This window comes from Arthrobacter sp. CAN_A214, from assembly GCF_015751955.1.
GTDB lineage: Bacteria > Actinomycetota > Actinomycetes > Actinomycetales > Micrococcaceae > Arthrobacter_D.
This window is the reverse complement of the sequence record NZ_JADOUU010000008.1, coordinates 46,324-72,100: the sequence shown is the minus strand read 5'-3', so window position 1 is coordinate 72,100 and position 25,777 is coordinate 46,324. Positions and strand designations below refer to the sequence as shown.

Annotated in this window: 23 protein-coding genes and 1 pseudogene; 9 read left to right on the top strand and 15 right to left on the bottom strand. The window is 66.3% G+C overall.

The genetic code is table 11. From position 1 onward, the window contains the following. Positions 1 to 114: 114 nt before the first annotated feature. Positions 115 to 2,409: a fibronectin type III domain-containing protein gene (locus IWX65_RS09190; protein ID WP_196882281.1), complete on the bottom strand. Its 2,295-nt coding sequence runs from the start codon at positions 2,407 to 2,409 to the stop codon at positions 115 to 117. A gap of 206 nt (positions 2,410 to 2,615) precedes the next feature. Here IWX65_RS09190 and IWX65_RS09185 point away from each other — a divergent pair, with 206 nt between their 5' ends. Next, positions 2,616 to 3,263 carry a COG4315 family predicted lipoprotein gene (locus IWX65_RS09185; protein WP_334683770.1) on the top strand — a complete coding sequence of 216 codons (648 nt, stop codon included), beginning with the start codon at positions 2,616 to 2,618 and terminating at the stop codon, positions 3,261 to 3,263. A 50-nt stretch (positions 3,264 to 3,313) separates the two neighbouring features. Here IWX65_RS09185 and yczR read toward each other — a convergent pair whose 3' ends face one another. Beyond that, positions 3,314 to 4,726 carry a MocR-like transcription factor YczR gene (gene yczR / locus IWX65_RS09180; RefSeq protein WP_196882275.1) on the bottom strand — a complete coding sequence of 471 codons (1,413 nt, stop codon included), beginning with the start codon at positions 4,724 to 4,726 and terminating at the stop codon, positions 3,314 to 3,316. 61 nt (positions 4,727 to 4,787) lie between these two features. On the opposite strand from yczR, the gene yczE reads away from it, so the two are divergent. After that, a complete protein-coding gene (gene yczE, locus IWX65_RS09175) occupies positions 4,788 to 5,429 on the top strand; it encodes a membrane protein YczE (RefSeq protein ID WP_196882273.1) in 642 nt (213 codons plus the stop codon). Between the two features lie 47 nt (positions 5,430 to 5,476). Continuing rightward, positions 5,477 to 6,340: an MBL fold metallo-hydrolase gene (locus IWX65_RS09170; RefSeq protein ID WP_196882271.1), complete on the top strand. Its 864-nt coding sequence runs from the start codon at positions 5,477 to 5,479 to the stop codon at positions 6,338 to 6,340. On the opposite strand, the gene IWX65_RS09165 is transcribed toward IWX65_RS09170, so the two are convergent. From IWX65_RS09165 to IWX65_RS09145, 5 genes are all read right to left on the bottom strand, one after another. Next, a complete protein-coding gene (locus IWX65_RS09165; RefSeq protein WP_334683769.1) occupies positions 6,288 to 7,625 on the bottom strand; it encodes an FAD-binding protein in 1,338 nt (445 codons plus the stop codon). The genes IWX65_RS09170 and IWX65_RS09165 overlap by 53 nt on opposite strands. Positions 7,626 to 7,795: 170 nt before the next feature. Next, on the bottom strand, positions 7,796 to 8,368 hold the full coding sequence (locus IWX65_RS09160; RefSeq protein WP_196882264.1) for an MOSC domain-containing protein: 573 nt from the start codon (positions 8,366 to 8,368) through the stop codon (positions 7,796 to 7,798). Positions 8,369 to 8,485: 117 nt separating this feature from the next. Next, positions 8,486 to 9,136 carry an AAA family ATPase gene (locus IWX65_RS09155; RefSeq protein WP_334683768.1) on the bottom strand — a complete coding sequence of 217 codons (651 nt, stop codon included), beginning with the start codon at positions 9,134 to 9,136 and terminating at the stop codon, positions 8,486 to 8,488. Then, positions 9,112 to 9,990, bottom strand: a complete 879-nt coding sequence (locus IWX65_RS09150; RefSeq protein WP_196882263.1) for a universal stress protein — start codon at positions 9,988 to 9,990, stop codon at positions 9,112 to 9,114. The genes IWX65_RS09155 and IWX65_RS09150 overlap by 25 nt, the downstream gene beginning before the upstream one ends. A 27-nt stretch (positions 9,991 to 10,017) precedes the next feature. After that, the gene (locus IWX65_RS09145) at positions 10,018 to 10,917 is read right to left on the bottom strand and encodes a universal stress protein (RefSeq protein WP_196882261.1); all 900 of its coding nucleotides are present in this window, start codon (positions 10,915 to 10,917) and stop codon (positions 10,018 to 10,020) included. A gap of 129 nt (positions 10,918 to 11,046) precedes the next feature. Here IWX65_RS09145 and IWX65_RS09140 point away from each other — a divergent pair, with 129 nt between their 5' ends. Then, entirely contained in the window at positions 11,047 to 11,886 is an 840-nt protein-coding gene (locus IWX65_RS09140) for a formate/nitrite transporter family protein (RefSeq protein WP_196882260.1), read from the top strand. Positions 11,887 to 11,889: 3 nt separating this feature from the next. Here IWX65_RS09140 and IWX65_RS09135 read toward each other — a convergent pair whose 3' ends face one another. Further along, positions 11,890 to 13,131 carry a CapA family protein gene (locus IWX65_RS09135; protein ID WP_196882259.1) on the bottom strand — a complete coding sequence of 414 codons (1,242 nt, stop codon included), beginning with the start codon at positions 13,129 to 13,131 and terminating at the stop codon, positions 11,890 to 11,892. Between the two features lie 64 nt (positions 13,132 to 13,195). On the opposite strand from IWX65_RS09135, the gene IWX65_RS09130 reads away from it, so the two are divergent. Further along, positions 13,196 to 14,431 (top strand): MFS transporter, encoded by a 1,236-nt coding sequence (locus IWX65_RS09130; RefSeq protein WP_196882258.1) that lies wholly within the window; start codon positions 13,196 to 13,198, stop codon positions 14,429 to 14,431. A gap of 15 nt (positions 14,432 to 14,446) precedes the next feature. Here the strand turns inward: IWX65_RS09130 and IWX65_RS18060 are convergent, their stop codons facing one another. The 3 genes from IWX65_RS18060 to IWX65_RS09115 form a co-directional block, all read right to left on the bottom strand. Beyond that, positions 14,447 to 14,809, bottom strand: a complete 363-nt coding sequence (locus IWX65_RS18060) for a hypothetical protein (protein ID WP_442859181.1) — start codon at positions 14,807 to 14,809, stop codon at positions 14,447 to 14,449. Continuing rightward, positions 14,806 to 16,170, bottom strand: a complete 1,365-nt coding sequence (locus IWX65_RS09120) for a zinc-dependent alcohol dehydrogenase (RefSeq protein WP_442859184.1) — start codon at positions 16,168 to 16,170, stop codon at positions 14,806 to 14,808. Before IWX65_RS09120 ends, IWX65_RS18060 begins: the two co-directional genes overlap by 4 nt. A 301-nt stretch (positions 16,171 to 16,471) precedes the next feature. Beyond that, a complete protein-coding gene (locus IWX65_RS09115; protein ID WP_196882256.1) occupies positions 16,472 to 17,170 on the bottom strand; it encodes a phosphatase PAP2 family protein in 699 nt (232 codons plus the stop codon). 80 nt (positions 17,171 to 17,250) lie between these two features. Here IWX65_RS09115 and IWX65_RS09110 point away from each other — a divergent pair, with 80 nt between their 5' ends. After that, the gene (locus tag IWX65_RS09110) at positions 17,251 to 18,276 is read left to right on the top strand and encodes an o-succinylbenzoate synthase (RefSeq protein WP_334683767.1); all 1,026 of its coding nucleotides are present in this window, start codon (positions 17,251 to 17,253) and stop codon (positions 18,274 to 18,276) included. Positions 18,277 to 18,336: 60 nt separating this feature from the next. Here IWX65_RS09110 and IWX65_RS09105 read toward each other — a convergent pair. The 4 genes and pseudogenes from IWX65_RS09105 to IWX65_RS09090 form a co-directional block, all read right to left on the bottom strand. Continuing rightward, a pseudogene (locus IWX65_RS09105) lies at positions 18,337 to 18,995 on the bottom strand (SLC13 family permease); the annotation flags it as partial. A gap of 84 nt (positions 18,996 to 19,079) precedes the next feature. Next, positions 19,080 to 19,928, bottom strand: coding sequence for an SGNH/GDSL hydrolase family protein (locus IWX65_RS09100; RefSeq protein WP_196882253.1), 849 nt, complete (start codon positions 19,926 to 19,928; stop codon positions 19,080 to 19,082). A gap of 31 nt (positions 19,929 to 19,959) precedes the next feature. Then, positions 19,960 to 21,315, bottom strand: coding sequence for a UDP-glucose dehydrogenase family protein (locus IWX65_RS09095; RefSeq protein ID WP_196882250.1), 1,356 nt, complete (start codon positions 21,313 to 21,315; stop codon positions 19,960 to 19,962). A gap of 13 nt (positions 21,316 to 21,328) precedes the next feature. Further along, on the bottom strand, positions 21,329 to 22,459 hold the full coding sequence (locus IWX65_RS09090; protein WP_196882248.1) for a glycosyltransferase family 4 protein: 1,131 nt from the start codon (positions 22,457 to 22,459) through the stop codon (positions 21,329 to 21,331). Positions 22,460 to 22,638: 179 nt separating this feature from the next. On the opposite strand from IWX65_RS09090, the gene IWX65_RS09085 reads away from it, so the two are divergent. Genes IWX65_RS09085 through IWX65_RS09075 form a run of 3 tightly spaced genes read left to right on the top strand, consistent with a single transcriptional unit; the run spans position 22,639 to position 25,735 of the window. Continuing rightward, positions 22,639 to 23,070 carry a tRNA-dihydrouridine synthase gene (locus IWX65_RS09085; protein ID WP_196882247.1) on the top strand — a complete coding sequence of 144 codons (432 nt, stop codon included), beginning with the start codon at positions 22,639 to 22,641 and terminating at the stop codon, positions 23,068 to 23,070. Continuing rightward, the gene (locus IWX65_RS09080) at positions 23,070 to 24,251 is read left to right on the top strand and encodes a glutathionylspermidine synthase family protein (RefSeq protein WP_196882246.1); all 1,182 of its coding nucleotides are present in this window, start codon (positions 23,070 to 23,072) and stop codon (positions 24,249 to 24,251) included. Before IWX65_RS09085 ends, IWX65_RS09080 begins: the two co-directional genes overlap by 1 nt. Then, complete coding sequence (locus IWX65_RS09075) at positions 24,248 to 25,735, top strand: APC family permease (RefSeq protein ID WP_196882245.1); 1,488 nt, start codon at positions 24,248 to 24,250, stop codon at positions 25,733 to 25,735. Before IWX65_RS09080 ends, IWX65_RS09075 begins: the two co-directional genes overlap by 4 nt. Positions 25,736 to 25,777 lie beyond the last annotated feature (42 nt).

Below are 25,777 nucleotides of genomic sequence, written 5' to 3'. Positions count from 1 at the left end.
AGTTTCGTGACGGCTCCTGCGACACAAAGGCGAACGGGCCCGGTGTTCTCCAAGTTCTGGAGGAACACCAGGCCCGTTCGCCGGTTCTTTCTATCCGAGTGTGCTCTTACTTCATTACCTGTTCGTCACCGTCGTGGGTCCTGCGACTCCTCCCACCGAGGACTCGATCCAGACCGTTCCGGGGTTGCTGGTGCCCGCTGCGGCATCCCGGAGTCGGAGACTGAACTCGCCTCCAGTCGCCGGTGCCACAGCCGCTGTGACAGTCGCACGGCCCAGGACGGGGCCGCCGAGGCTGCCCTTGTGGAGGGTGATGACGCTGCCGACTGCCGAGCTGGTTCCCGAGACCCTGAAGTCGCCGCTCTTCCACTCGGCCCTGCCGATGGCCACGCGGTCAGGAACCGGTGTGACCTTGACCTCGTCGGTCCGGCTTTCGCCGCCCGCGGTGACCGTCAACCGGAAGGTGAGCGGATTGTTGGTCGCGGGGTACTTGTAGACCGGGAGGGTGAACGTCGGCTTCAGCGTGGTAGCCCCAGTGAGCGTCATCTTGTCCGGATCGGTATCTCCGGTCAGGACCTGCTCCCACAGGTAGGTGGCGCCCGCCGTGGTGGAGCCGGTGCCATCCAGGGTCACCGGAGTGGCCGTGGTGCGACGTACAACGGTCTGATCCGCTCCTGCCTGTGCCACCAGCGCACCCTGAACCGTTACCGGTTCGGACTTCGCCGACGCGGGACCGGTACCGTTGGTGTTGCTCGCCCGTACCGTGAACTGGTACACCGTGTCGCCGGTGAGGCCGTCGTACACGAGGGTGGTGACGTCTCCGGCAACAGTCTTCGGTGCTCCGAAAGCCGTGCCATCGGCCGTGTAGGCCTGGACGGTATAACTGGTGATGGACAACCCAGCGGCTCCCGCGTCAGGGGCAGTCCAGGCAAGTGATGCGGTTCCCTTGCCTGCTACCGGCGCTCCAGTGAAGGTCGGTGCGGCAGGCAGCGGATCATTGGTGATCGTGTAGGTTGCCGTCATGTTGTTGGAGACGTTGCCGGAGGGGTCAATCGCCGCGTAGGTGATCGTGGTGGTTGCTCCGATGGCGATGGGCCCGGTGTAGAGCGTACCGGCACCGACACCGCCCGAGGTAATGGGGTCGGATCCATCGGTCGTGTAGTAGATGTCGGCGGCCGGTTCGTTGGAGGTGAGCGTCACTTCCTGGGCGGTGGGGGATGTTGCACCGTCACCAGGTGTTGCGCTCACGGTCGGGGCTTCGGCGTCCGATGCCGGGATGATCCTGGCGGCGGGGAAGGTCTCTCCGACGCTGCTGACGGCCACGACGTAGACTTCGTAGGTTTCGTCCGGGTTCAGGCCGGTGATGGTGGTGCCGGTGGCGCCCTGGCCGCTGATCCGCTTGCCGATCTCGATCTGTTCGTTAGCGGTTATGGTGTTGGCCACGGCCGTGACGCGGTAGCCGGTGATAGCCGGTGTGCCGGGGATGGCCTGCGCGGGGGTCCAGGTGACCTTGAGGTCGCCGTTGGTGCCGACCGGCGCGGCTGCCAGATCGGTGGGTGCCGGGGGTCCTGACTGGAGCGGCCCGTTGGGGCAGCCGCCCATTCCGGGGCCGCCGACTTCGCCGAACTCGGCGATCGTCAGGCCCTGGCGGTTACCGTCGACGTCCGCTTGCTCCCAGGCCATGGCGCGGGCACCGCCGGCGGCTGCGACCTGGGCGGTCTCTGGCGAGGTGAAATCATACGTCGCGGTGAAGGTGTTCCCCTCGAACACCACGCCGGAGGTGTAGGCGCCCGAGTCATCGGACGTCACTGGCCCCGGGAGAGCACGCACATCGCGCCGTCCGACGTCGGTTTCCTTCAGCGCCGGTTCGATGACCCGCTGCTCGAACTGGGCCTCGTTCACAACCTCTGCAATATGGCCCTTGATGGTCATTATGGTGCCATCACCGCTGATGACAGGGGAACCGGTCACGTTGGCGTCCTGGACGCGGGTGTCAGCAACGACGGCGCCGTCGAACTTGATGGACACGACGTCCCCGGCCTTGATGTCGGGGGTGACGTTCAAGCCGGTTCCGGCTCCCCAGCAGACGCCGCCGGGGTGGTTGATCTCGAAGGCCACGTCGCCGGCTCCTACGACGCTGGAGGCTGAACCGACCACCCCGGCCCCTTCGCGGCTGACTTCGATGGTCGCTGTTTGTCCGACCCTGTCCTGGTAGCCCTCGATGGTGATGAAGTCCCGGTCGGGGAACACCACGAGGTTGTCCGGGAACGTCGGGACCGCTGCTGACGCTGATGGAATGGCGAAGATGGAGGAGGTGCAGACGACGGCGAACGCCGTCGTGATGATTCCGGTCCTTTTCCCTCCGAAGGACCGTACTTTTGTTCTTCCCTGAGTATCCGGTGCAGGTTTCATGACTACCTCATTGAGTGGGGTGCGTGAGGGCTTCACGCACACACTGAAGTTTGCGACTGCGACCTTGGGAAATCGTTAAGTTCTCCCCTCCGGAGCTTTTCCTCTGGTTTCTCCAAGCGCGGAAGCGCATTCTTATCCTGAGCGGGACGGCGATGGGTCCGCCCCACCAGACCCGGGGTGTTGCCGGGATGATCAGGAGGATCGAAATGATGGGCAAGAAATTTTCCAGGATGATCGCTGGGGTGGCGGTGGGCATGCTCGCGCTGAGTGGGTGCTCAGGTGCGGCAGAAGAGACTGCCGAGACTGTCGCGGCGGAGGTCACGTCCGCTGAAACCACGGAGGCTGAGACGACCGAGGCCGCTGAAACCACGGAGGCAGCGACTACGGAGGCTGCCGAACCCAGTGAGGCCAGCGAGGAGGCCACCGGAGCGGCCAGTGAGGAGGCCACAGGGGAGGCCAGCGAGGAGGCCACAGGGGAAGCCAGTGCGCCTGCGGCGGTCGGCCCCACTACCCTCGGGGTGGCGGAGAGCGAGTTCGGCGAGATCGTGGTCGACGCCGGAGGAATGACGGTCTACTACTTCACCCGGGACGAAGCCAATTCGGGGGTCAGCGCGTGCACGGGGGATTGCCTCGTCGCCTGGCCACCGGTGATCAGCGAAAGCGAAACTCCCGAGGTGCAGGGCGTCACCGGCGAAGTAGGCACCATCCAGACTCCCGAGGGTCAACTGCATATGACCATCAACGGGATGCCGATCTACTACTTCGACAAGGACCTGGCTGCAGGGGACGTCAATGGACAGGCTGTCGGAGAGGTCTGGTACGTCGTGGCCCCTGACGGAACCATGATCCAGTAACCCCCACATTCCGAAGTGAACCGGAACGTCGCTGGGCAGGACATTGCGGATCAGACGAGTGCTGGCAGGTACGAGGGACGCGAGGGCGATTCGGGCCCCAACGCGGCCCAAGTCTCTGCCAGTATCCGCACTGCCTGCTCCGTGTCCTCGGCCGGATAGCTGAAGGGAATTCGCAGGAACCTCTCGAACACTCCGTTGATCCCGAAGCGCGGTCCAGCAGCAAGGAGCAGGCCGCCGGAGCGCGCAGCCAGTGCCAGTTGCGAGCTCGCGGGTCGTCCCAGATTGACCCAGGTGCTCAACCCCCCGTTGACGTGGGGAACCGTCCACTCCGGAAGTGCCGCGGCCAGCAGGGACTCGAGGTGCTGCCGTCCGCGCGCCAATTGGCCGGCCCGGATTCCCAGCAAACGCCGGTAGTCCTTCATCAGCTCCAGGGCAATCAGCTGCTCGAGGATGGGGGTGCCAAGGTCACTGGCGAACCGTGCCTGCACCAGGCGTCCGATCAGGTCCGGTTCGGCACGGATCCAGCCGATACGCAGCCCTCCCCAGACGGTTTTCCCCAAGGAGCCGATGAGGACCGCCGGCCCGTAGGCCGCCAGTGGAAGAACCGGCTCCGGCCCGTCGATGCGCAGCTCAGCCATGGTCTCGTCAGCGATCACCACGGTGTCGTGGCGCGCAGCTTCAGTCAGTAGCCGCTCCCTCGATCCGGCCGGCATGACCTCACCCGTCGGGTTGTGATAGTCGGGCATCACATAGGCAATGACCGGATCGGCCCTCCGAAAGGCCTGTTCCATGCCGTCCTCATCCCATCCTGATCCGGAGCTCACCGCGACGGGAACCAGTCGGCGCCCGGCTGCGCGCAATGCCTCATAGGCGTGGGGATAGCTGGGCGCCTCGACCAGCGCGCTGTCACTCCGCTCCAGCAGGGTCCGAGCAAGGAGCGAGATAGCGTGCTGCGCGCCGAGCGTGATCAGAATCTGCTGTGGTTCGGTCGGCAAGCCGCGGTCGGCATAGCGGTCCGCCACCGCCTGCCGCAACCGGGGCAGTCCCACGGGATCATAGCCAGGACCGTTCAGATACGCGGGCAGTTCCTGGACAGCCCGCGCCGTCGCCTCGATGAACTGGGGAGCGGCGGGAAGGGCCGCCCTGCTGAAATCAAGGAGTCCCGCAGGGTTGTCCTCCGGTGGGGGAGTGCCGCTACCGGGCATTCCGACGATGCTTCCGGACCCCCGAGTGCTCGACACGTAGCCCATCCCACGCAGGCGGGCGTAAGCGGCAGCTACAGTGGTCCGGCTGACACCGAGCTTTTCCGCCAGTTCCCGCTCGGCCGGCAGCCGTGTACCCAGTGGAAGCCGGCCATCCAGCACTAGCAGCCGGACGCGGTCAGCGAGGGCGGTATACACCGCGGTGTTGCCCCGCCATTGCCCGAGTTCCGACGAAAGTCGATGGGCGGAAAGTACCAGCATGATGCCAGAGTAATAGAATTGGCATCTTGTGGTAAGTCCAATTCAACGATTGAGTAGCACCATGCCTTTCCTCTCGATCCGCCGCTGGACCCAGCTTCTGATAGGACTCTTCCTCTATGGCGTGTCACTCGCCATGATGATCCGCGCCGGCCTGGGTGTCTCCCCCTGGGACGTCCTCAGCCAAGGGGCGTCGCTGCAGTCGGGCATACCGTTCGGTTGGATGACCAACATCATCGGCGCACTTGTCCTTCTTCTGTGGATTCCACTGCGCCAGAAGCCCGGGGTAGGAACGGTGCTCAACGTGCTCCTGGTCGGCCCCAGCGCCGAGGTCGGCCTGGTGTTGATCTCCGAGCCGGATCAGCTCTGGGCGAGGGTGCTGCTTTTCACCGGTGGACTGGTTCTCCTCGCCGTGGCCAGCGGTCTCTACATCGGCGCGCGCCTGGGACCAGGACCGCGGGACGGCCTGATGACGGGCGTGCACTTCCGCTACGGGCTGCCGATCTGGCTCGTGCGGACCACCATCGAAGCGACAGTCCTCGGCATCGGGTGGATCCTCGGGGGAACCGTCGGTCTGGGGACGGTGGCCTTCGCGCTCCTGATCGGCCCCCTGATCAACTTCCTGCTGCCACTGCTCCGCGTACCCGAACGCCCGGATGCAGGGACGACGACGACGGAACCGCTCGCCTTCAAACCCGCGCCCTAGGAGTGTCGACACCTAGACTGGGAACGCCTCCGATCGAAAGGGAACCCATGTCCACCGCGTCGCCCGAATCCGTGCCGGATGACCCCTGGAGGGAACTCGGCCCCGGTGTGTGGGTGCTGTCCACTCCGGGATTCGGAATGAACACCGGCCTCGTGCTGGGTTCCGAGAAGGGTCTTGTCATCGATCCCGGAGCCGGCCCCCTCCAGGCACGTCGGATTCATCGGGCCGTCCGGCAGCGAACCGACCTGCCCCTCGCCGTCGTGAATACCCACGCGCACGGGGATCACATCTTCGGGAACAGCTACTTCGCCGCCCAGGGCGTCGAGGACTTCTGGGCGACGGCGCGCTGCGGGGAAGTGAGTTCCGAGCGCGGCGAAGCCCAGCGCGGTCTGGTAGCCGGCATCGAGCCGGGTATGGCGGCGGACGACGGCGACAACACCCGCATCCTGCCTGCCAATCGCCTGGTGGAAGGTGCCCCGGTGGACCTGGATCTGGGCGATGTCTCGGTGACACTGTTCTATCTGGGCCGGGGACATACCGACCACGACCTTCTGGTGGGTGCCGGAAATGTGCTCTTCACGGGCGACCTCGTGGAGGAGGGGGCGGACCCGGCGTTCGAGGATTCCTTTCCTTCGGACTGGATCCGGACCCTCGGCAAGATCGTCGCCCTCGAGGACCTGTACGACGTCTTCGTCCCGGGGCATGGACGTCCTGTGGGGGTGGATCACGTGGAAACGCAGTTGAACAGGATGCGTTCGGCCATCCGGGTGACGAAGGCGGCCATGGATGAGGCGTCCACCGACATGACCAAGGCCATTCCCCTGCTGCCGTACGGCCCGGAGCAATCGCGTGCGCTCCTTACCCGGCTCCGGACCCTGGCACACTGGCAGTGGCTCGACCGGAAGCACTGACGGCGGGGGAATCGAGCGCTCCTGGTCGGGATGCCCGGCCGAACACCTTGCGCTCAAGGAAGTCGTTGCGGAACTTATGCTCTGGATCCATGCGTTCCGCGAGCTCCCGGAAATCGGAAAAGCGCGGGTAGAGCGGTTCAAGCGCCTCCACTTCCGCAGCGAACAGTTTGCCCCAGTGGGGACGCGCCGACAATGGCGCCAAAGCAGCTTCGAGCTCCGGCAGCAGGGCTTCGACGGCGGCTTGCTCGGGCTTCCACGTCAGGTGGAGCCCTATGCTTGCGCGTTCGTAGCTGCTGCTCAGCCACAACCGATCCGCTGCCATGGAGCGGATCTCGGACACCTGGAGCAGGGGACCCAGACGTTTCCCGAAGGACCGCATCACCGTGATCGCTTCCACTGCGTACTCCCGTGGCACCAGATATTCGGTCTGCAGTTCCTGACCGCTGCTCGGAAAGAATTCCATCCGGAAATGTGCGAGGCGGTCGGACCACGGCCCGGGAACTCCGAGTTGTACGGTGCAGTTCTCTGCCGAGATACCAGGGAGGGGATGCAGTGCGGCTCGTGCGGGGGTGCCCCCGAAGAATCGCGTCGTCAAGCCAGGCGCGTCGGTCCGGCTCTTCAGCCACGCCTGACTGACGACGTCGCTGCGCCAGTCCGTGAAAAGGCTGACGCTGTAGGCGGCTGAGGTGGCGGCGTCGAAATCCTCCAGGACGGTCGCCCAGGGGATGTCCGTGAAGACGTCCTGGCGTACGCCGAAAGCGGGTTCGATGCGCAGGATGAGCCTGCTGACGATGCCCAGTGCACCCAGCCCCACCACCATGCCGTCGAAGTCGGCGGTGCTGCTCCGCCGGACGGACCGGATCTCGCCCGAGGCCAGCACCAAGTCCATGCCGACGACGGCGGTGGCCAGGTTCCCGTTGGCGTCACCCGACCCGTGGGTGGCGGTCGCCACGGCGCCGGCCACCGAGATATGGGGAAGGGAGGCGAGATTGTGGAGTGCATAGCCTCGCCTCTGCAACTCCTCGGCCAGTACCCCGTACCGGGTTCCCCCGCTCACGCTGACGGTGCGCGCGGTTTCATCGATGGAGATTCCAGGATCGAGCTTTTCCAGCGACACGAGGGTACCGGTCGAATCGGCAAGGTCATTGAAGGAATGACGCGATCCCAGGGCGCGGAGCTTAGGAGCCGACGCCACCAACTCCTGGAGTTCAGCGGTGGACCGGGGGTAGGCGAGACGATCCGCACGATAGGTGTGGTTGCCTGCCCAATTCAGTTCGGTGCTCACATCTGGTCCTTGATCGTCCGCCTCGGTAGGTCTCACTCTATCGAGAATGCCATTGCGGGTAGTCCCCGCCGATGACGGTGCCGGGCGGGATGCTGGAATCGAGGATGATCTGAACGGCGGACTGCGCCGAGGACGTACCCGACGCCGGACAGCTGAGGCTCCGGGTGAGGCTAGGGGAGCCGGGAGGGCCGCAGCAGCGTGGGGACATGCGCTCGGCTGGGCTCAAGCGGCACCGGGCTGATCAATACGGCCGGGCCGCGATGCAGTACCCCATCCGAGAGCGGCTGGGAGCGCACTCCTCCCCGCCCGCGCATCGCGGCGTGCGCCCCCGGAGCCAGCATCCGATCCATCCACGCACAGGGATGAGCAGGCCGCCCGCCCCGGATCCGCACGAGATCCCCTTGCGACTCCAGCGCGAACTCTTCGCCCACGAGCGGAGCCAGCTGGGCGCCCCGAAGGATCACATTGCGCCGTGTGAGCAGCGGGTCGAAGGGCGCGACCCCCAGATCCTCGGCGATGGCCTCGAGGGCCTCGATTGCCATCAGGGTCACAGCGGCGTCCATGTGCGCCGCCTTGCCGAAGAACCGGTCACCGATGATCCCTTTGCCGGTCACCAGCTCCACGTGGTCGGCATCTGTTGTGGGGACGTCGGCCGCGCCGTCGCGGGCGCGGCCGAAGTAGGCATGAGCCGGTGACACGAGCAGGTGCAGCACCTCCACGTCATAGCGATACGATGCCGTCATGTTCCCAAGCTATCCTTTCTTGCGGTAGCCGGGTGCGGGCCCGTGCATTCGGCAGGTCGGCAGGTCGGCGGCGCGGCCAAGGCAGTGGAGGAGGGCGTTATCGGCGGCCGGTAGGAATCAGAACCGTGCAGGAAGAGGCTTCGGGTCGCATCCGGAGCCTCTTCCTGCGATCGCTGCGAGGTCGGCCTGGACGGAGGCTGGAGGACGTGATGCATCGAGGACAGTGAATGTGGCGTATTCGGGAAGTGACACATACCCGGCATGGAAGGCCGTCAGCCCCGGCAGCGTCTCGGTATCCGCGGCTCTTTGGTCGATCCGCTTCAGGGCGAGGGCGGGTTCCAGTTCGAAGTGGACCACCGCGTCGGGTCGCGGCAGCACCGAAAGCAGCCAGGGGATCACGTGGCCCCTCGGCAGGCCCCTCATCTGCCGCAGCGCCAGCTGGCAGACGAGCCCGCGGTCCATGAGGACGAGTCCGCAACGGCGGCGGGCCCGAACGGTATTGATCAGCACGTTCCAGATGCGTGCCGAAGACTCGAGGCACTCCTCCACCCGAGGCGCCGGCCGGATCCCCAACCGCGTCCACATCGAGGCCATCGCCAGACGCCCCGCCGGATTGCGCAGGAGACAGGCCTGCTTTCCGGAGGCACGGGCAGCGTCGACGACGGCGAGGGCAGCGGTGGTCTTTCCTGCGCCGTCAATTCCAGTGAGGACGATGAGCAGAGCGGGTCCTTTCGTGCGGTGGGCTAATCTGTTGCTGTCCCACGCCACACAATCACGTTCCCCTTGGAATGGTGCAGTACAGCGTGGGCAGTCGATCCCAACCGGGCGGCGAGACCGCTGACCCCTTTCGACCCAAGCACCAGGCACTGGGTACCGGTCACTTCATGCAGCAGCATCTCGGGCACTGAGCGACCCGTCGGCAGCCGTACCTCCAGGCCCTCCTCAAGACCGGCACCCCGCGCCACGGCGGCCGCCTCGTCGAGGATCCGTTGCCCGTCCTCCGCGAGTGCGGGAAGCTTCGGCCCGGACCTCGGTTGCGGCACCGCATGCACAATACGCAGCGGGGAAGCGAAGGCCAGCGCGAGATCGCAGGCGAAGGTGAGGGACTTCCGGCTGAAGGATGATCCGTCCACTGCGACGACCACAGGCCCTGAGACCGCAGCGGCGTCGCGGATGATCGCCACCGGGCAACGGGCGGAGGCCACCAGGTGAAGGCTTGCGGATCCGATGAGGAGCCCGAAGAAGCCACCGAGACCCCTGCTCCCGGTTACCACCAGGGCGGCGTCGATCGACGACCGGGTGAGGATTTCCGCCGGGTAACCGACTTCCAGGCGTGTCTCGACGGAAAGGCCGGGCGCCTCGGTGAGAGCCGCCTTGCGGCCGTCCGCCAGTGTGGTTACTGCTGCATGCTTGAGTCCGCTGTCCGCCACGCCGTTCACCGGCCCCAGATTGTGCGTCATGAGCGGCCAGAGCCAACAGTGCACGATGACCAGTTTGAGGGAGCTGCTTGCAGCGTAGCGCGCTGCCCACCGGACTGCGGCCCCGGACACCTCCGAGCCGTCGTACCCCACCACCACGGGGGCGCTGTTGTTGGGAGTGCTGTTCTCGGGTTGCTGCGTCATGAATTTCTCCGAACTGGTGAGCGGGTTTTACTGGGGAAGACGTGTGATGAGCGTGGGACAGGGCGGATTCAGCAGTACTTTGTGGCTGACGGAACCGAGCAGCATGCGGCGTACCGCTCCGCGGCCGAGGCTTCCGACCACGAGCAGCTGGGCAGTCGACGCTGCACCGATCAATGCTTCTGCAGCCGGCAGCTGTGTCTCGAGCCGGCTCCTCACCATCAGACCCGGGTAGGAAGCGGTCACGAGGGATACCGCCTCGTCCAGAAGGCCACGGGACGCAGCGATGACGCCCTGGTATTCCGCGCCGCCGGGTTTCTGCGCCCACGCTTCGGTGGGTGGGATAGCGCACGAGGTGAGAATCAGCAGGTCCGCCCCGATCAGTGCGGCCTCTGCGGCGGCGGCGCCGACGGCCTGGCGCGCTTCGGCCGAGCCGTCGGTTCCCACCACCACGCCCGCGGCCGTCGAGAGGTCCTGTGGAGGAATCACTGCTACCGGCGCGAAGCTCATGACAGCCACCTGCTGGCTGACGGCTCCCGTCAACTCCCCGGAGTCCGCGTCCCTCTTGTCGGTACCAAGGACCACCAGGCGGGCCGACGCGGACAGTTCGCTCAGGGCACCCACCACGTCCCCGCTGTGCACATGGGTACTGACGTGCAGGTCGGGCACGAGCAACCGTGCCCGTCTCACGCCTGACTGGAGCAGCTGGCGGGCAGCCCCGATGACGGCGTCGTAGTGGGTGGCTTGGGGCATCAGCCAGAATTCATGGACGGCGTGCACCAGCTGCAGCGGACACCGCAGGGCTCCGGCCCTCCTCGCAGCCCAGTCCAGCGCGGCGGCGCTCGCGGGCGAACCGTCGAAACCGACGACGACGGGATCCGCGGGTGTCGTGCTTTCCGCGGTCGGCAGCAGCCCTTCCCCCAACATCATGTGCCCAGCATTGCACCAAAGCAGCGGATCGCACAGCGGTCACCCGCCGGGCGTTCACCCGTCCGGCACTCCAGGCTGATCATTACACTTGCTCTGACCGGCAATGAGTGATCAACCAGGGGAATGTCCATGAGTGAAGAGCGTCGCAGGGAACTGGGGGAATCGGATGCGCCTGTGGAGGAAGAGCTCATCGAGTCTTTCGACGAGACCATCACGGAGGGTGCCGAGCGCCTGAACCGTACCGGGCGCAACGTCCTGGTCACCGGGCTGTTCGGGGGCCTCGAGGTCGGGCTGGGCATCATGGCCTACCTCGCGGTGCTGCACGAGACCGGAAACCACCTGCTTGCGGGGCTTGCCTTCAGCGTAGGACTCGTTGCACTGTTCCTCGCGCACAGTGAACTCTTCACCGAGAACTTCCTCATGCCGGTTGCCGCCGTCGTCGCCCGCGAGGGAAGCGTGAGGCAACTCGGGAAGCTGTGGGGCGGCACGCTCCTCGGCAACCTCGTGGGCGGCTGGATCTTCGTCTGGATCGTGATGCAGGCGTTCCCCCAGTGGAGCGACGTCGTGAGCGAGGCAGCCCACCATTATGTCGACCCGGCGATCTCGCTCCAGACGGTGGCGCTCGCCGTCCTGGGCGGCAGCACGATCACGCTCATGAGCCGGATGCAGCAGGGCACGCAGTCGGATCCGGCGAAGATCGTGGCAACGGTGATCGGCGGATTCCTTCTCGCCGGGCTTCAGCTGTTCCACTCGATCCTCGATTCGCTGCTCATCTTCGCGGCGATCCACTCGGGCGCGGACGTCACGTACCTGCAGTGGCTCGGCTGGTTCGGCTATACGCTCCTGTTCAACGTGCTGGGCGGGATCGTGCTGGTCACGCTGCTCCGGCTCGTCCGGACGAAGGAGCTGATCCAGGAGCGACGCGAGGCGTCTCCCGCCGATCCCGAGGACGCGCACGGCGACCGTTGACCATCAGGGGGCCGGTGCCTCCGCCGCGAGATCCCACTGGTGCGCGCCTTCCTCAGCCGCTCCGAGGGACTCCACGACCGAGCGGGTCCGCTCCCGGGCGGCGTCCTCGCGTTCCACCGTCGTGCAGGACCCGGCGGGCTGGTCGGGAGCGAGGGAACACCACCGGTACGGGTCGCGCACGATCATCGAGGGAACCCAGGCGAGGTCGCTGACGCTCCAAGCCCCGGCGTCGTCCTGGGCGAACTGTGCGCGCACCGTCAGTCCTTCATTGTTCACGTCGTAGGTCGGAGACAACTCGGTGACGCCGTTGCCCAGGCCGTAGACGATCCAGGTGTCCGCGTACTTCTCGATGGGCAGCACCGAGTGGGTGTGGTGCCCGTAGATGAAGTCGACGGCGCCGCTGTCCGCCAGCGCATGCGCCGCCTGCACCTGCTGCTCGTTGGGGACCGACGCGTACTCGTCCCCGGCATGGAGGGCAGCAAGGACGACGTCGGCCCCCTGGGCGCGTGCCGCCTCGGCCTTCGCGATCATCGTCGGGATGTCGAGCATGTCCACGCGCCAGGGCTGATCGGGCACCAGCCCGTTGAGCCCGTAGGTCGCCTCGATCACCGCAACCCGGGCAGCCGGCGTCGGGAGGATCATCAGGCGCTGGGCGTCAGCTTCGGTCGCATAGGAGCCCGTGTGGTCGAGCCCCGCGGCATCCAGGGTGTCCAGCGTGCGGAGCAGCCCTTCGGTCCCGGCATCGATGGTGTGGTTGCTGGCCGTCGTACAGGCCTGATACCCCACTTCCTTCGCCGCGGTCACTATCTGGGGAGGCACATTGAACTGGGGGTAGCCGCTGAAGGGCCCGTCCGGGGTGGCGACCGGTGTTTCGAGGTGGCAGAGCGCCAGGTCGCTGTTCTCGAGGTAGGGACGCTGGGCGGCGAGGAGCGGTTCGAAGTCCAGCGGGCCCTTCCCGGTGGCAGCGGCATCGGCGGCAGCCTGCTCCCAAAGCTGCGGATGCACGAGCAGGTCACCGCTGACGGTGACGCTGAAACACCTGTCGGTGACGCACTCCGGCCCCTTGCCCGGCGTCGATTCGGGTTGCGGATCCGTGGAAGGGACCGGGGTCGGAGGGGCCGCCGCCGCAACGCTCGGCACCGTGGTCGGATCCGGAGTGTCCTCCGCCGGGTCACTTGAGCAGCCGGCGCCGAGAAGAGTGACAGCTATTCCAAGAGACGCCATTCGCGCGAAGATTCTGGCCATGCCATATAGTCCCAGAGCCCGTGGGTCTCCGCCAATCCGGCGGACCGGGAACTAGAGTGGAAGGGTGCCCAAGGAAACCTTCAGCTTCAAGGCGATTGCTGTTGGCGCCTACGGCCCCTCACTTCTGTATGGGGTGGCGACGGGCGCGATCCTTCCGGTCATCGCGCTCACTGCCCGGGATCTTGGTGCTGACCTTGCCACCGCGGCCCTCATCATCACGCTGACCGGCATCGGATCGCTGGTCACCAATGTGCCCGCGACCCTGGTTGCTACGCGTTTCGGTGATCGGAAGTCCCTGATCGGGGCGGCACTATGGGGCGCTGCCGCCATGTTCCTTGCCCTTCTCGCGCCCAATCTCGCGGTTTTCGGAGCGGCGATCTTCATGGTCGGCATGTCCGATGCGGTGTTCGGGTTGGCACGCCAGAACTACCTGACGGAGGCAGTGCCGATCCTCTTCCGGGCACGAGCCCTTTCGACGCTGGGCGGGATGACGCGCATCGGCGTCTTCATGGGTCCGTTCGCCGCCGCGCTGGCCATGAGTGTCCTGGGGCTCGACGGTGCTTACTGGGTGGGTGGTGTTGCTGCGATCGGCGCCGCCATCCTCAGTCTTGCCGTCCCGGTGCCTGAAGCTTCACAACGCAGAGCTTCCCGTGGTTCAGCGCTGGCCGCCGGGACTGATTCCTTGCCCTCGGCGCCCACCGTGCGCTCGACGCTCCGCAGCCACTCGCGGATCTTCCTGACCGTCGGCATCGGGGTCCTGCTCATCGCCGCGGTCCGTGCGACCCGGCAGGCGGTCCTGCCCCTGTGGGCGCAGAGCATCGGGCTCGACGCCGCTACCACCGCGCTGATCTACGGCCTCTCAGGGGCGATCGACATGCTCGTCTTCTATCCTGCCGGGAGGGTCATGGACCTGAAGGGCCGCCGCTGGGTTGCTGTGCCCTGCCTGTTGATCATGGGCACGGCGCTTACGGTGCTGCCGTTCACTTCTTCGGTCACCGGGCTGCTGCTGGCCGCCCTCCTGATCGGATTCGGGAACGGAATAGGCTCAGGAATCGTCATGACCCTCGGCGCGGACTTCTCACCTTCGCCGGGCAGGCCTCAATTCCTCGGGGTCTGGCGCCTGCTGAGTGACATCGGCACCATGTCCGGGCCGGGTCTGCTCGCCGTCATGACCGCCGCGGTGTCGCTGTCCGTGGGTATCTGGGCCACGGCGTTCCTGGGTTTCCTCGGTGCGTTCGTCCTGTGGTTCTGGATTCCGAGGGCGGCTCCGCCTGCGGCCGAGCCCAGCCGGGTCCAATGAGTCCGACGGCGGACCTCAGCTGCGGAACCGCCGCGCGAGCGTCCTGACCGCAACGACGGCGACACCGCCCACGGCCACCCATGGCCCGGCGACGATGAGCGGGCCGAGCCAGGCATGGTTGACGTCCGCCCAGCGTTTCCCCAGACGGGAGGCGATGCCGTGCCTGCGTCCCTCGGAGAGCACGCCCGTCTGGGTGATCGGGTTGTCCGGGCGCAGCGATGCGAAGGACTTTGCATGAGCGCCCCAGGCGTCCACCCGGTCGGCGAAAATGAGGATGAGCCAGTGGGCTGCGCGCCCCTCGCCGTAACGGTAGGCATAGCGCCGGATGGCGCCGGAGACTCCGTGCAGCGGTGCGCTCGTGCCGAAGACCGGGGTCAATTGTCCGTGCTCGATGGACCGCTCCCGGCCCTCCCCGTTCTGCTGCTCCTCGGTATAATCCCAGTGCGCCCCGGTCCCGGCGGGGTCGAACACCTCCTTCGGGTAGGACGGTCGGTCCTTCGGGTCGAGGTCCGCCCCCCATCCGGGGATCCGGGCGCGAAGAGCTTCGGGCGTCGGGATGTCCCTGGGCTTGTTCGCGACGTAGGGCGTTGACGGCATGGTGGTCTCCTAACTCGGGTTCGCGATGACAAGCGTCTTGATGCAGTTATCGAGCGGAACATGTGGTAACCCTCGGCGATGTCCTCGAGAGGTATCCGGTGGGTGACGATGTCGTTGGGCTTCAGGTAACCGTTCCGGATGTGGTCGAACAGGCGCGGCCACTGCCGCTTCACCGGCGTCTGGTTCATCCGCAGGGTCAGTCCCTTGTTGAGCGCGTCACCGAACTTCACGGCGCTGAAGATGGGTCCGTAGGCCCCGACGACGGACACTGTACCGCCCTTGCGCACCGAGTCGATGGCCCAGTTGAGTGCGATGGGGGAGCCGCCCTGCAGCTTGAGCTTGGTACCGGTTACCTGCTGGAGGAAGTTTCCGTCCGCCTCTCCTCCCACGGCGTCGATGACGACGTCCGCACCCAGGAAATCCGTGGTCTTCTTCATCTCGACGATGATGTCGTCGTGCTCCGCGAAGTTGAAGGTTTCCGCATGGGCGAACGTGCGGACCTTTTCGAGCCGGTATTCCAGATGGTCGATGACGAGAACGCGCCCGGCCCCCATGAGCCATGCCGACTTCGCGGCGTAGAGCCCGACGGGGCCGGCGCCGAACACCACCACGGTGTCACCTTCGACGATGCCGCCGAGCCGAGCACCGAAGTAGCCGGTGGCCAGGGCATCCGTGAGGAGCACCGCGTCCTCGTCATCCATCCAGTCGGGGATGACCGTCGGCCCCACGTCGGCGAAGGGCACACGCACGAACTCCGCCTGCCCGCCGTCGTACCCGCCGCACGTGTGCGAGTAGCCGTAGATGCCACCCACCGCCGTCGCATTCGCATTCACGTTGTGGCAGTTCGAGTACAGGCCACGGGCGCAGAAATAGCACGATCCGCAGTAGACGTTGAAGGGCACCATGACGCGGTCGCCCCGCTTCAGGTTCTGAACGGAGGATCCCACCTCCTCGACGACGCCGATGAACTCGTGCCCGAACGTGGTGCCCACGCGCGTGTCCGGCATCAGTCCGTGGTAGAGGTGGAGGTCGGAGCCGCAGATCGCCGCAAGAGTCACCCGCACGATGGCATCGTTGGGGTGCTCGATCGGCGGGATATCCTTCTCCTCGACCCGGATCTTGTAGGGTCCGCGGTACACCATCGCTCGCACGTCAGCCTCCTCGACCGACTTCAACCGACGAAATACAGAATTGGAACAACTCTCACACCGCGTCGGAAAGGGGGTCAAGGTCTTTCTGCGTGAAGCCGGGCCTGGACTCCGAACAACCAGCCGGCGGCAGCAGAAAGGGTGAAGCCCACCCCGACGATCAGGGAAAGTCCGGACCAGAAGAACAGGGGTATCCTCGCGCTTCCGGGATCAGGGGCCGGGCCGATCGCCTGCACGTAGGCGTAGAGCGCGGCGGCCAGTGCAACCCCGGCGAGTCCGGCGACCCAGCACAGGATCAGCCACCAGCGCGAGGACGCCCAGGAAGCGCCGTAGCCGGACCAGCCGTTCCAGGAATCACCGGTCCGCAGGATGAGCAGGCCCCCAGGAGGGTCCAGATGCCCACCACGAGGAGTGCGGCGACGACGTCTGCGGGACGGTGCCACAGGTTGATGAACGTCGCGGCTCCCGCCACCACGGAGCAGGCACCGCCGGCCACGGCCGCCAGCGGCCTCCAGCGGGGCGACGCCACCAGGAAAACGGCTGCCGCGGCCGAAGCGGCGAGGGTCGTATGCCCTGATGGTAATGAATTGAAGTCGAGGGTCGGCACCCCCCGGTCGGGGCGGTCGAACACGAGGTTCTTCAGGATCTGGGTGGTGAGGTTCGCACCCGCGATCGAGCCGAGGGCTATCGCCGAAGCCATCCACCGGCGCCGGACGAGGGTGACGAAGGCAATGGTGGCGGCTGCGATCACCAGGGAAAGCAGGGGCAGGTGGTCCAGGAACTGGAGGACCGGCAGCTTGGAGTCCGGCGCAGCAACGCCGGCTTCGGCCCAGGCGGATTCGTCGGCGAACTGCCCAGACGTGGTTCGGACGAACGCCCAATAGGTCCACCCGAGTGCCACCGAGCAGGCGAGCGCGGCCAGCACGAACAGCAGCGGAGTGCGCGCCGCGCGGGTTCGCCGGGGGGTCCGGCGCTTCTCGGACTGCATCTTCATCCCGTCAACTGTTCCACAGAAGACTGGGAGGAACCGGCCGACTGGCCGCTGCGCCGAACCGGCTCCCGTAGCCTGAGCGGGTGACTACACCTGGGCTGCCCACAGATCCGTCCGCCGCGGATCTCCTGCCTCCCGTGGCTGAACTGCTTTCCACGGCGCGCGTGGTGGCCATTCCGATGCGCGTGAAGTTCCGTGGATTGATGGTCCGGGAAGCGCTGCTGTTCGAGGGGCCCAGCGGCTGGGGGGAGTTCGGGCCGTTTCCCGAATACGACGACGCCGAGGCCTCGAGCTGGCTGCGCTCCGGTGTCGAAGCGGCGTGGCGGGGGTTTCCGAAGCCGGTGCGTCGACGCATTCCCGTCAACGCAACGGTCCCGGCGCTGCCCGCATCCCGGGTCGAGGCGATCCTGGCACGCTTCGGGGCAGTCGGTGCAGTGAAGGTGAAGGTGGCCGAGCGCGGCCAGACCCTCGCGGACGACGTCGCCCGCGTTGCCGAGGTGCGCCGGCTGCTTCCGAACGCAGCACTGCGGGTGGATGCGAATGGCGGCTGGAGCGAGGAGGAGGCGGTGACCGCGCTGACCGCGCTTGCGCAGTTCACCCTGGAGTACGCCGAGCAGCCGGTTCCGACCATTGCAGGCCTCCGCAGTGTGCGCAACGAACTGCGGCGAAGGCAACTCCCGGTACTGATCGCCGCGGACGAAAGCGTCCGGCGTGAGCAGGACCCCCTGCGGGTCGCGAGAGAGGACGCCGCCGACCTGCTGGTCATCAAGGCAGCACCCCTCGGCGGAGTCCGGCGCGCGGTGGAGATCGTGGCGTTGGCCGGGCTGCCCGTCGTCGTCAGTTCAGCCCTTGATACGTCGGTGGGCATCCGGGCAGGCATCGCGCTCGCGGCGGCCTTGCCGGAGCTGCCGTACGCCTGCGGGCTGGCGACGGTGTCGCTCATGGACGGTGATGTCACGGAGCGCCCGATGGTGCCCGAGGACGGCGTACTCGCCGTGCGGCCCGTCGAGGTCTCGGGCGAACTCCTCGGGAGGTACGCAGCACCTGCGGAGCGCCGCCGGTGGTGGCTGGAGCGGCTCGAACGGGTGCACGGGGTGATGGCGACCTGACGAAGGAAACGGTGGTGCCGGCCGTCAGGCGGTGTCCGGTACTCAGTAGGTGAGGCTGAAGACCCAGGCTGCGAGGACGAAGACCACCAGGACCTGTTTCTCGCCCGCGCTCATCGAACCGAGTTTCTTGTAGTCGCTGCGGATCAGTTGCCGTCCACCGGGGACCTCGTCCATCTCCGGTTTGTGGATGACGCTGGTGAGCAGGAACCAGGCGATCGCCATGAAGACGACGGACATGGGCCCACCCACGAGCATCCACTGGCCGTACCCGACAGTGATGTCGTGGTTCTCGGCGAGGTAGCCCACCATGAGTGCGTTGGGTGGCGTGCCGATGATGGTGCCGAGGGATCCGATGGACGCCGCATAGGCGATGCTGAAGTTCTTCGGCGGCCTGGTTCCGTCGCCGCATTCGCGTAGGGCGGGACGACGTCGTCGATCGGTGCCACGTCGAACGCGGGGGACAGCACCAGCGGCAGGAGCGCGGTGACGGCCAGTGGCACGGCTTCGGTCATCCACCACACGGCCATCAGCGAGGCGATCGCCGCCGTCATCCGCGCCGGTTGCACAAGATCCGCCGGCAGGACGAAGTGCACGAGGATGGCCAGCAGGACGCCGGCAGCAAGTCCGATGCGCTTGCGCTTGATCACCCGCGGTTCCTCCGCCTGGGCGCGCATCCCCGGCGCAATCGAATGGTCGGTCCCAGTTGACGACGTTGTCATGGTGGACTCCTTGTCTCGGGCGGGAAAGCTGTTTCTGGTGCACCTGAGCGTGTGAGGTTCGGGGGCCGGAGACGAGGGTGGGAACTATCCCCGCTCATGCCCTTCGACGGCCTGCGCGGAACGATCATCGAAGCCGCTCCTGACCAGTCGCCGGAGTCCACCTTTGGGAGGTACCCGAACGGGTTCGGGCCAGCGGGGCTGCAGGTTGTCGCCAAGCGTCACACCCCGGATCTTCCGGTAGGCAAGGGGCACGATCCAGTCGTTGACCCAGCGTCGCTGCGAGCGCTCCCACTGCAGCAAGGTTCGGGACCGGAGCGGTTCCCGATCCAGCAGGTTCATGGAGTGTCGAACACCGAGAACGTCAAGGACCCGGGACGCGAGGTACTTATGGCCCGCCTTCGACATGTGGAGCCGGTCCGGCGCCCACATTCGCGGGTCCCGGTACGCCTCGAAGCTCCAGTAATCAACCAGGACGGCGTCGTACTCCCGGGAGATGCTGCGCACGCCGTCGTTGTACAGGTGGTTCCGGCGCCTGAACAACCGCAGCGCCGGGGTGACGTCGACGTCGTAGCCGGTAAAGAGCAGCAGTGTGGCACCCGTCGTGGACAGGGTTGCCACGAGCTCCTCATACTGCCGGAGCAGTTGCGCGACGTTCGTTCCCGCATCGAGGATGTCGTTCCCCCCGGCGTAGAGGGTGATCAACGTGGGCTGCATGGCCAAGGCCGGCTCGAGTTGTGCAGCGGCGATCTGTCGCAGGCGTTGGCTGCGGATCGCCAGGTTCGCGTATTCCCAGCCGGGCTGGTCCTTGGCCAGCTTTTCCGCGACGCGGTCTGCCCAGCCGCGCACGCCGTTCGGCAGGTGCTTGTTCGGATCCCCTACGCCTTCGGTGAAGGAATCTCCGAGCGCCAGGTACCGCCCGGGGGAGGGAATCATGTCCAATCCGCTGGTCCTGATCGTCCGGGGATCACACCGCGGCGCCGGCGGGGGTGGATGCTGCCGCGGACCTGCCGTCGGCTGTTCGACCGATTCCCCTGTAGTCCCACCCCGCGGACCGCCAGGCGTCGGGGGGAAGGGCATTCCGTCCGTCCAGGATGGCCTTCCGTGTTACCAGGGCTGCGGCGTCCACCGGGCTGATCGCACGGTACTCCGGCCATTCGGTCAGCAGCAGCGTGAGCTCAGCGCCCCGCATCGCCCGGTTCGTGTCGGCATGGAAGCTCAGCTGCGGGTAGTTCAGCCATGCGGTCCGGACGGCCCGCGGGTCGGTGATGGTCACCTCCGCACCCGATGCTGCCAGCCGGAGGGCAATATCGATCGACGGGGAATCGCGGACGTCGTCGGTGTGGGGCTTGAACGCCGCGCCCAGGACGGTGATGCGGCGGCCGCTCAGGTCCCCTCCGCACATGTCCAGTGCCATAGCGTGGATGCGTTGCCGCGCCTCGGTGTTCATGTCATCCACGAGCCCCAGCAGCTTTCCCAGGGACAGCGCCTCGGCGTCCTGTGCCTGCGCACGAAGCGAACGGAGGTCCTTGGGGAGGCAGCCGCCGCCGAACCCGGCTCCCGCGTTCAGGTAGTTCCCGCCGATGCGTGGATCGAGGCCGAGCACCTGGGTCAGTGACAGGACGTCGGCACCCACTCCGTCGCAGAGTTCCGCGATGCCGTTCATATAGGAAAGCTTCAGGGCCAGGAAAGCATTCGCCGCTGATTTGGCAAGCTCCGCCGTCGCGAAACCGGTCACCAGCCGGGGAATCCCCTCCTGGAGGAGTGGTGCGTAGACCTCGTCCAGAATCGCGGTCACCCTCCGTCCTGCTTCGCCCTCAGTGACGCCATACACCAGCCTGTCCGGTTGAAGCGAGTCACCGATGGCGGTGCCCTGGCGGAGGAACTCCGGGTTCCATGCAAGCTGGGCTCCGGTGCCGGCCAGCAGCCGGGTGAGCGTCGCGCTCGTTCCCGCCGGGACGGTCGATTTACCGACGACGACGGAGCCCTCGCGGAGGTGCCGGGTCAGGGCATCAACAGCGGAGAAGACATGGGTCATGTCTGAGTGGTTGGTCGTCTTCTGCTGCGGCGTCCCGACGCAGAGGAAGTGGACATCGCATTCGGCCACGTCGGCGAAGGCGGAGGTGAATCGAAGGGTGCCGGCCCGCCGTCCGGCGGCAAGGAGCCGCTCGAGGCCCGGTTCGAAGAACGGCACCTCACCGTGGGAAAGCTGGTTGACTTTTTCCACGTCCGTGTCCAGGGCGGTGACGACATGGCCGAGTGAGGACAGCGCAGCCGCGTGCACAGTCCCGAGATAACCGCAGCCGATCACAGATACTTTCATGGGTTCCTCCGGGTCACAGGCTAAGCAGGGCATGTTCGGAAATGGTTTCGTCGTAGTGCTGGAGAAGCAGTTCGCAGAGAACAGGCCAGGTCCGTCCCTGCACACGGGCGAAGGCCGCTTCGGAGAACGCAGAGCGCTTCGCGTCATCGCCGATGAGGTCGACCACGCGGCTGCGGAGCTGTGCAAGGTTCCCGGGATCGTAGAGCCAGCCGGTCCTCGATGGATCCACCAGGTCGAGCGGGCCACCCCGTCCGGTCGCCACGACCGGGACCCCCGACGCCATGGCCTCCTGGATGGTCTGCCCGAATGTCTCGAGCTCCCCGGGGTGGACGAACAGGTCCAGGCTGGCCACCGCGGTGGCCAGCTCCTCGCCGCCGAGGAAGCCGGTGAAATGGGCTCCGGGGAGGGCGGACTCGAGGGCGGGGCGGAGCGGACCGTCGCCGATGATCACCAGCCGGGCGTTCGCTATGTCGGCAAGGACCCGAAGATCCTCGACCTGTTTCTCGGCAGCGAGCCTGCCCACGTACCCGATCAATTTTCCGCCGGCTGGTGCTACGCCTGCCCGGAAGGAGCTACTCCGTCTGCGGGGATGAAACCGTGCTGTGTCGACTCCCCGCCGCCAGAGGTGGACGCCGGGAACACCGTGCGCCTGCAGTTGCCGCACCGCCGAGGTCGAGGGCGCCAGGGTCCGGGCCGCACTGCAGTGGATGTTCCGCACCCGCTGCCAGGCCCAGTTCTCGAGGAGGGGCACCCCGTACCGCGCTGCGTACCCGGGAATGTCTGTCTGGTACACCGCCACCACCGGAATCCCCAGGGTTGCGGCTGCCCGCATTGCACGCCATCCCAGCTCGAAGGGGGAAGCCAGATGGATGATGTCCGGCACGAAGTCCGCGAGGATCTTCCGAACCCTGCTGACTCCACCCACGGCCACACGCACGCTGCTGTAACCGGCCAGGGGAACCGACGTCAGCCGCACAACACGGATGTTGTCCTCCAACCCGGACTCATCGGGGGAAGTGCTGGACGGAGCGATCACCAGCACTTCATCCCCGCGTTCAGCGAAGTGTTCAAGCATCTTCCGGATTGAATGGGTGACTCCATTCACGGTGGGCAGAAAAGTCTCGGCGACGATTGCGATCCTCACGGAACCACCGTTCCACCCGCTGTTGATCATCCGGCGGCAAGCAGGTATCGGCGGCCCGACGAATCGGTGAACAGGAAACGCCGGGTACACTTCCTGTCGCCTGATCTTTTTGGGGAGCGTCTGCCCGCCGACCGCACACAGTCCGAGCAGACATCCATTCAAGCGACCGGAAGCCGACCATGACCGATGTCCGACACCCCTTCCAAGCCCAGCCGTACCGCAGCCGCCGCAGTACCTCCCTCGCCATCGGCGTGACTGCGCTCCTGGCCAGCGCGGTGCTCACAGGATGCACCCCCGAGGGCGAAGTGATCGACGCCGACTACGCCCAGGTCTGCCAGGACCGCACCACCCAGGAGCGGGTCGAGGACAGCAAGTGCAGCGAGGAGGGCCGGTCCTCCGGCTCCTTCGGCTGGTACTTCTTCGCCATGGGTGCGCTCAACTCGGGCCAGACGAGGTCGATCCCGGCCGTCGGGTTCAGGCTCACCAACGGCGTGACCTCCATCCCGGCGGGCGCCTCCGCCAGAAGCGGCGTGGCAGCGCAGGGATCCCCGTCGGTCAGCCGCAACGGCTTCGGCAGCAGCGTGAAGTCCGGCGGGGGCGTCGGAAGCTGATGAAGCGTATCGAATCGACCCCGCGCCCGGACTGGAAGGAGAAAATCGCCAGCCAGGGGCTCGTCTTCTCGACGACGGTGATGCCCGACGGCTCCGAGATCGACTACTGGAACGAGAGCGCCTACTACCAGTTCGATCCCAGCGAAGTCGAAATGCTCGAGAACGTCACCGAAGAGCTGCACGGCATGAGCCTCGAAGCCGCCCGCTATCTTGCCACCGGAGCCATGGGTAACATCGGCATCAGCCCCGGGGCCCTGAAGCTTGCGGCCGGATCCCTCGCCCGCAGCGAACCGGGCATCTACGGGCGCTTCGACTTCGCCTATGACGGGGTGAACCCACCGAAGATGCTCGAATACAACGCCGACACCCCTACCGGCCTGATCGAGGCGTCCATCGCGCAGTGGTACTGGCTGCAGGACGTCAGGCCCCGGAACGACCAGTGGAACGGCATCCACGAAGCCCTCGTGAAGGCCTGGGCAAAGCAGCGCAAAGGACTCGAAGGAGCGCGACTGCACGTCGCCCACACCGAGGTCGAAGAATCAGGCGAAGACTGGATGACCGCGGCCTACATGCTCGACGTCGCGAACCAGGCCGGTTGGGAGACGGTCGGCATGAACATCAGCGACATCGGCTGGAACTCCCTGACGAAGCGCTTCGTCGACCTGGACGAGAACGTGATCAGCACCATCTTCAAGCTGTATCCGTGGGAGCTCATGATGAAGGAGGAGTTCGGCCGGAACATCCTCGACTGGCCGGTGATGACCCGCTGGGTCGAACCTGCCTGGAAGATGTTCCTCTCCAACAAGGCGCTGCTGGCCGCACTCTGGCACCTCTACCCGGGGCATCCGAATCTGCTGCCGTCCTTCCTGGATTCTCCGAACGGGATGACGGAATGGGTTGCCAAGCCGTTGCATGGGCGCGAAGGAGATAACATCCGGATCCACGCCGAGGGCATCGACATCGAGCAGCCCGGGAACTATGGATCCGAAGGCTGGTGCTATCAGGCCTGGAGCCCACTGCCGAACTTCGGTGGCAACCACCCCGTCCTGGGAGCATGGGTCGTCGACGGTGAATCCGTCGGCGTCGGCATCCGCGAGTCCGACGGCTACGTCACCGACTACTACTGCCGCTTCGTCCCCAACATCATCGACGCACCTGCGCCGGATCTGAGCAGGAAATGAGCGTCGACGGAACACCCGCCTCCACCGTGCGGGGCAAAGGACTGTCCGCTGACGACCTCGGGCTTGCCGGGAGCGTCTCCGTCGGTCTGTCCTCCACGGCGCCGGTGTACTCCCTGGCCGCCACCCTGGGATTCATCATCCTCGCTGTCGGTGTGCAGGCGCCGGCCGCCTTGATCGTCGCCTTCTTCCCGATCCTTTTGATCGCCTACGCCTATCGGGAGCTCAACAACGAGACCCCTGACTGCGGGACGACCTTCACATGGGCCTCGAGGGCCTTCGGGAAGTTCACAGGCTGGATGGGCGGCTGGGCATTGGCCCTGTCCGGCATCGTCGTCCTCGCCAACCTCGCCCAGGTCGCCGGGCAGTACCTGTGGCGCCTGGTCGATGCCGAACTCGGGAACAACGTGCCCCTGGTGACGGCAACCGGAGTAGCCTTCATCGTCGCCATGACCTGGACCAATTACCGCGGCGTGGACCTTTCCGAGAAGATGCAGCGGACACTGATCATCCTCCAGTATGCTGCGCTGGCCCTGTTCAGCGGCTTCGCCGGATACCGCATCGCCTCCGGGCAGGCCTTCGACCCGACGCAGGTCTCCCTCGAATGGTTCAACCCCTTCGCCGTGGACGACCTGCAGTCGTTCACCTACGCGGTGCTGCTGTCCCTGTTCATCTACTGGGGCTGGGATACCTGTCTGGCGCTCAACGAGGAGACCCGCAATCCGCGGAGGACCCCCGGCCGGGCCGCACTGATCTCCTCGGTCATCCTGCTGGTCACCTACGTCGGGGTGAGTGTTGTCGTCATCGCCTTTGCCGGCACCGGAACCGAAGGGCTCGGCCTCGGCAACGAGGAGAATGTCGGGGACGTCTTCTATTCGATGAGTGAGGCCGTTCTGGGCGACTGGGCCTGGATCGCGATCGTTGCAGTGCTGATCTCCGCGGCATCCGCCACCCAGACCACTATCCTGCCGACCGCGCGCGGCACCCTCTCCATGGCCGCCCACCGGGCCCTGCCGGAACGGTTCGCGCGCGTCCACGCCAGGTACCTGACGCCCACCTTCTCGACCGTGCTGATGGGGGTCACGGCCTCGGTCTACTACGTGGTGCTGACCCTGGTCAGCGAGAACTTCCTGGCGGACTCCATCGCCTCGCTCGGCCTGTTCATCGCCTTCTACTACGGCCTGACCGGGTTCGCTTCCGCCTGGTTCTTCCGGAGGACCCTGCGTTCGAGCAGACGGAATCTCGTGTTCCGGGGCATCCTTCCGCTGCTGGGTGCCGTGATGATGTCGCTGGCTTTTCTCCTTTCCGCCGCCGACATGCTCGACCCGGCCTACGGAAGCACCGCCTTCCTCGGCATCGGAGGAACGTTCCTGATCGGTGTCGGCGCTCTTCTCCTGGGTGTCGGACTGATGGCCCTGTGGTACGCCTCGGCCCGACGCCGGCAAGCAGCCGATGCGGCCATCGCCGCGTACGGCGCATCCGGGTAAGGTCCCCCGCCCCGCGTGTTGGGCCCGCGTTCACCGTGCGTT

Bases quoted from the DNA above. Each gene is read 5' to 3' on its own strand.
- IWX65_RS09190 (WP_196882281.1), bottom strand. From the start codon at position 2,409: ATGAAACCTGCACCGGATACTCAGGGAAGAACAAAAGTACGGTCCTTC.
- IWX65_RS09185 (WP_334683770.1), top strand. From the start codon at position 2,616: ATGATGGGCAAGAAATTTTCCAGGATGATCGCTGGGGTGGCGGTGGGC.
- yczR (WP_196882275.1), bottom strand. From the start codon at position 4,726: ATGCTGGTACTTTCCGCCCATCGACTTTCGTCGGAACTCGGGCAATGG.
- yczE (WP_196882273.1), top strand. From the start codon at position 4,788: ATGCCTTTCCTCTCGATCCGCCGCTGGACCCAGCTTCTGATAGGACTC.
- IWX65_RS09170 (WP_196882271.1), top strand. From the start codon at position 5,477: ATGTCCACCGCGTCGCCCGAATCCGTGCCGGATGACCCCTGGAGGGAA.
- IWX65_RS09160 (WP_196882264.1), bottom strand. From the start codon at position 8,368: ATGACGGCATCGTATCGCTATGACGTGGAGGTGCTGCACCTGCTCGTG.
- IWX65_RS09150 (WP_196882263.1), bottom strand. From the start codon at position 9,990: ATGACGCAGCAACCCGAGAACAGCACTCCCAACAACAGCGCCCCCGTG.
- IWX65_RS09145 (WP_196882261.1), bottom strand. From the start codon at position 10,917: ATGATGTTGGGGGAAGGGCTGCTGCCGACCGCGGAAAGCACGACACCC.
- IWX65_RS09140 (WP_196882260.1), top strand. From the start codon at position 11,047: ATGAGTGAAGAGCGTCGCAGGGAACTGGGGGAATCGGATGCGCCTGTG.
- IWX65_RS09135 (WP_196882259.1), bottom strand. From the start codon at position 13,131: ATGGCCAGAATCTTCGCGCGAATGGCGTCTCTTGGAATAGCTGTCACT.
- IWX65_RS09120 (WP_442859184.1), bottom strand. From the start codon at position 16,170: ATGGTGTACCGCGGACCCTACAAGATCCGGGTCGAGGAGAAGGATATC.
- IWX65_RS09115 (WP_196882256.1), bottom strand. From the start codon at position 17,170: ATGAAGATGCAGTCCGAGAAGCGCCGGACCCCCCGGCGAACCCGCGCG.
- IWX65_RS09100 (WP_196882253.1), bottom strand. From the start codon at position 19,928: ATGATTCCCTCCCCCGGGCGGTACCTGGCGCTCGGAGATTCCTTCACC.
- IWX65_RS09095 (WP_196882250.1), bottom strand. From the start codon at position 21,315: ATGAAAGTATCTGTGATCGGCTGCGGTTATCTCGGGACTGTGCACGCG.
- IWX65_RS09085 (WP_196882247.1), top strand. From the start codon at position 22,639: ATGACCGATGTCCGACACCCCTTCCAAGCCCAGCCGTACCGCAGCCGC.
- IWX65_RS09080 (WP_196882246.1), top strand. From the start codon at position 23,070: ATGAAGCGTATCGAATCGACCCCGCGCCCGGACTGGAAGGAGAAAATC.
- IWX65_RS09075 (WP_196882245.1), top strand. From the start codon at position 24,248: ATGAGCGTCGACGGAACACCCGCCTCCACCGTGCGGGGCAAAGGACTG.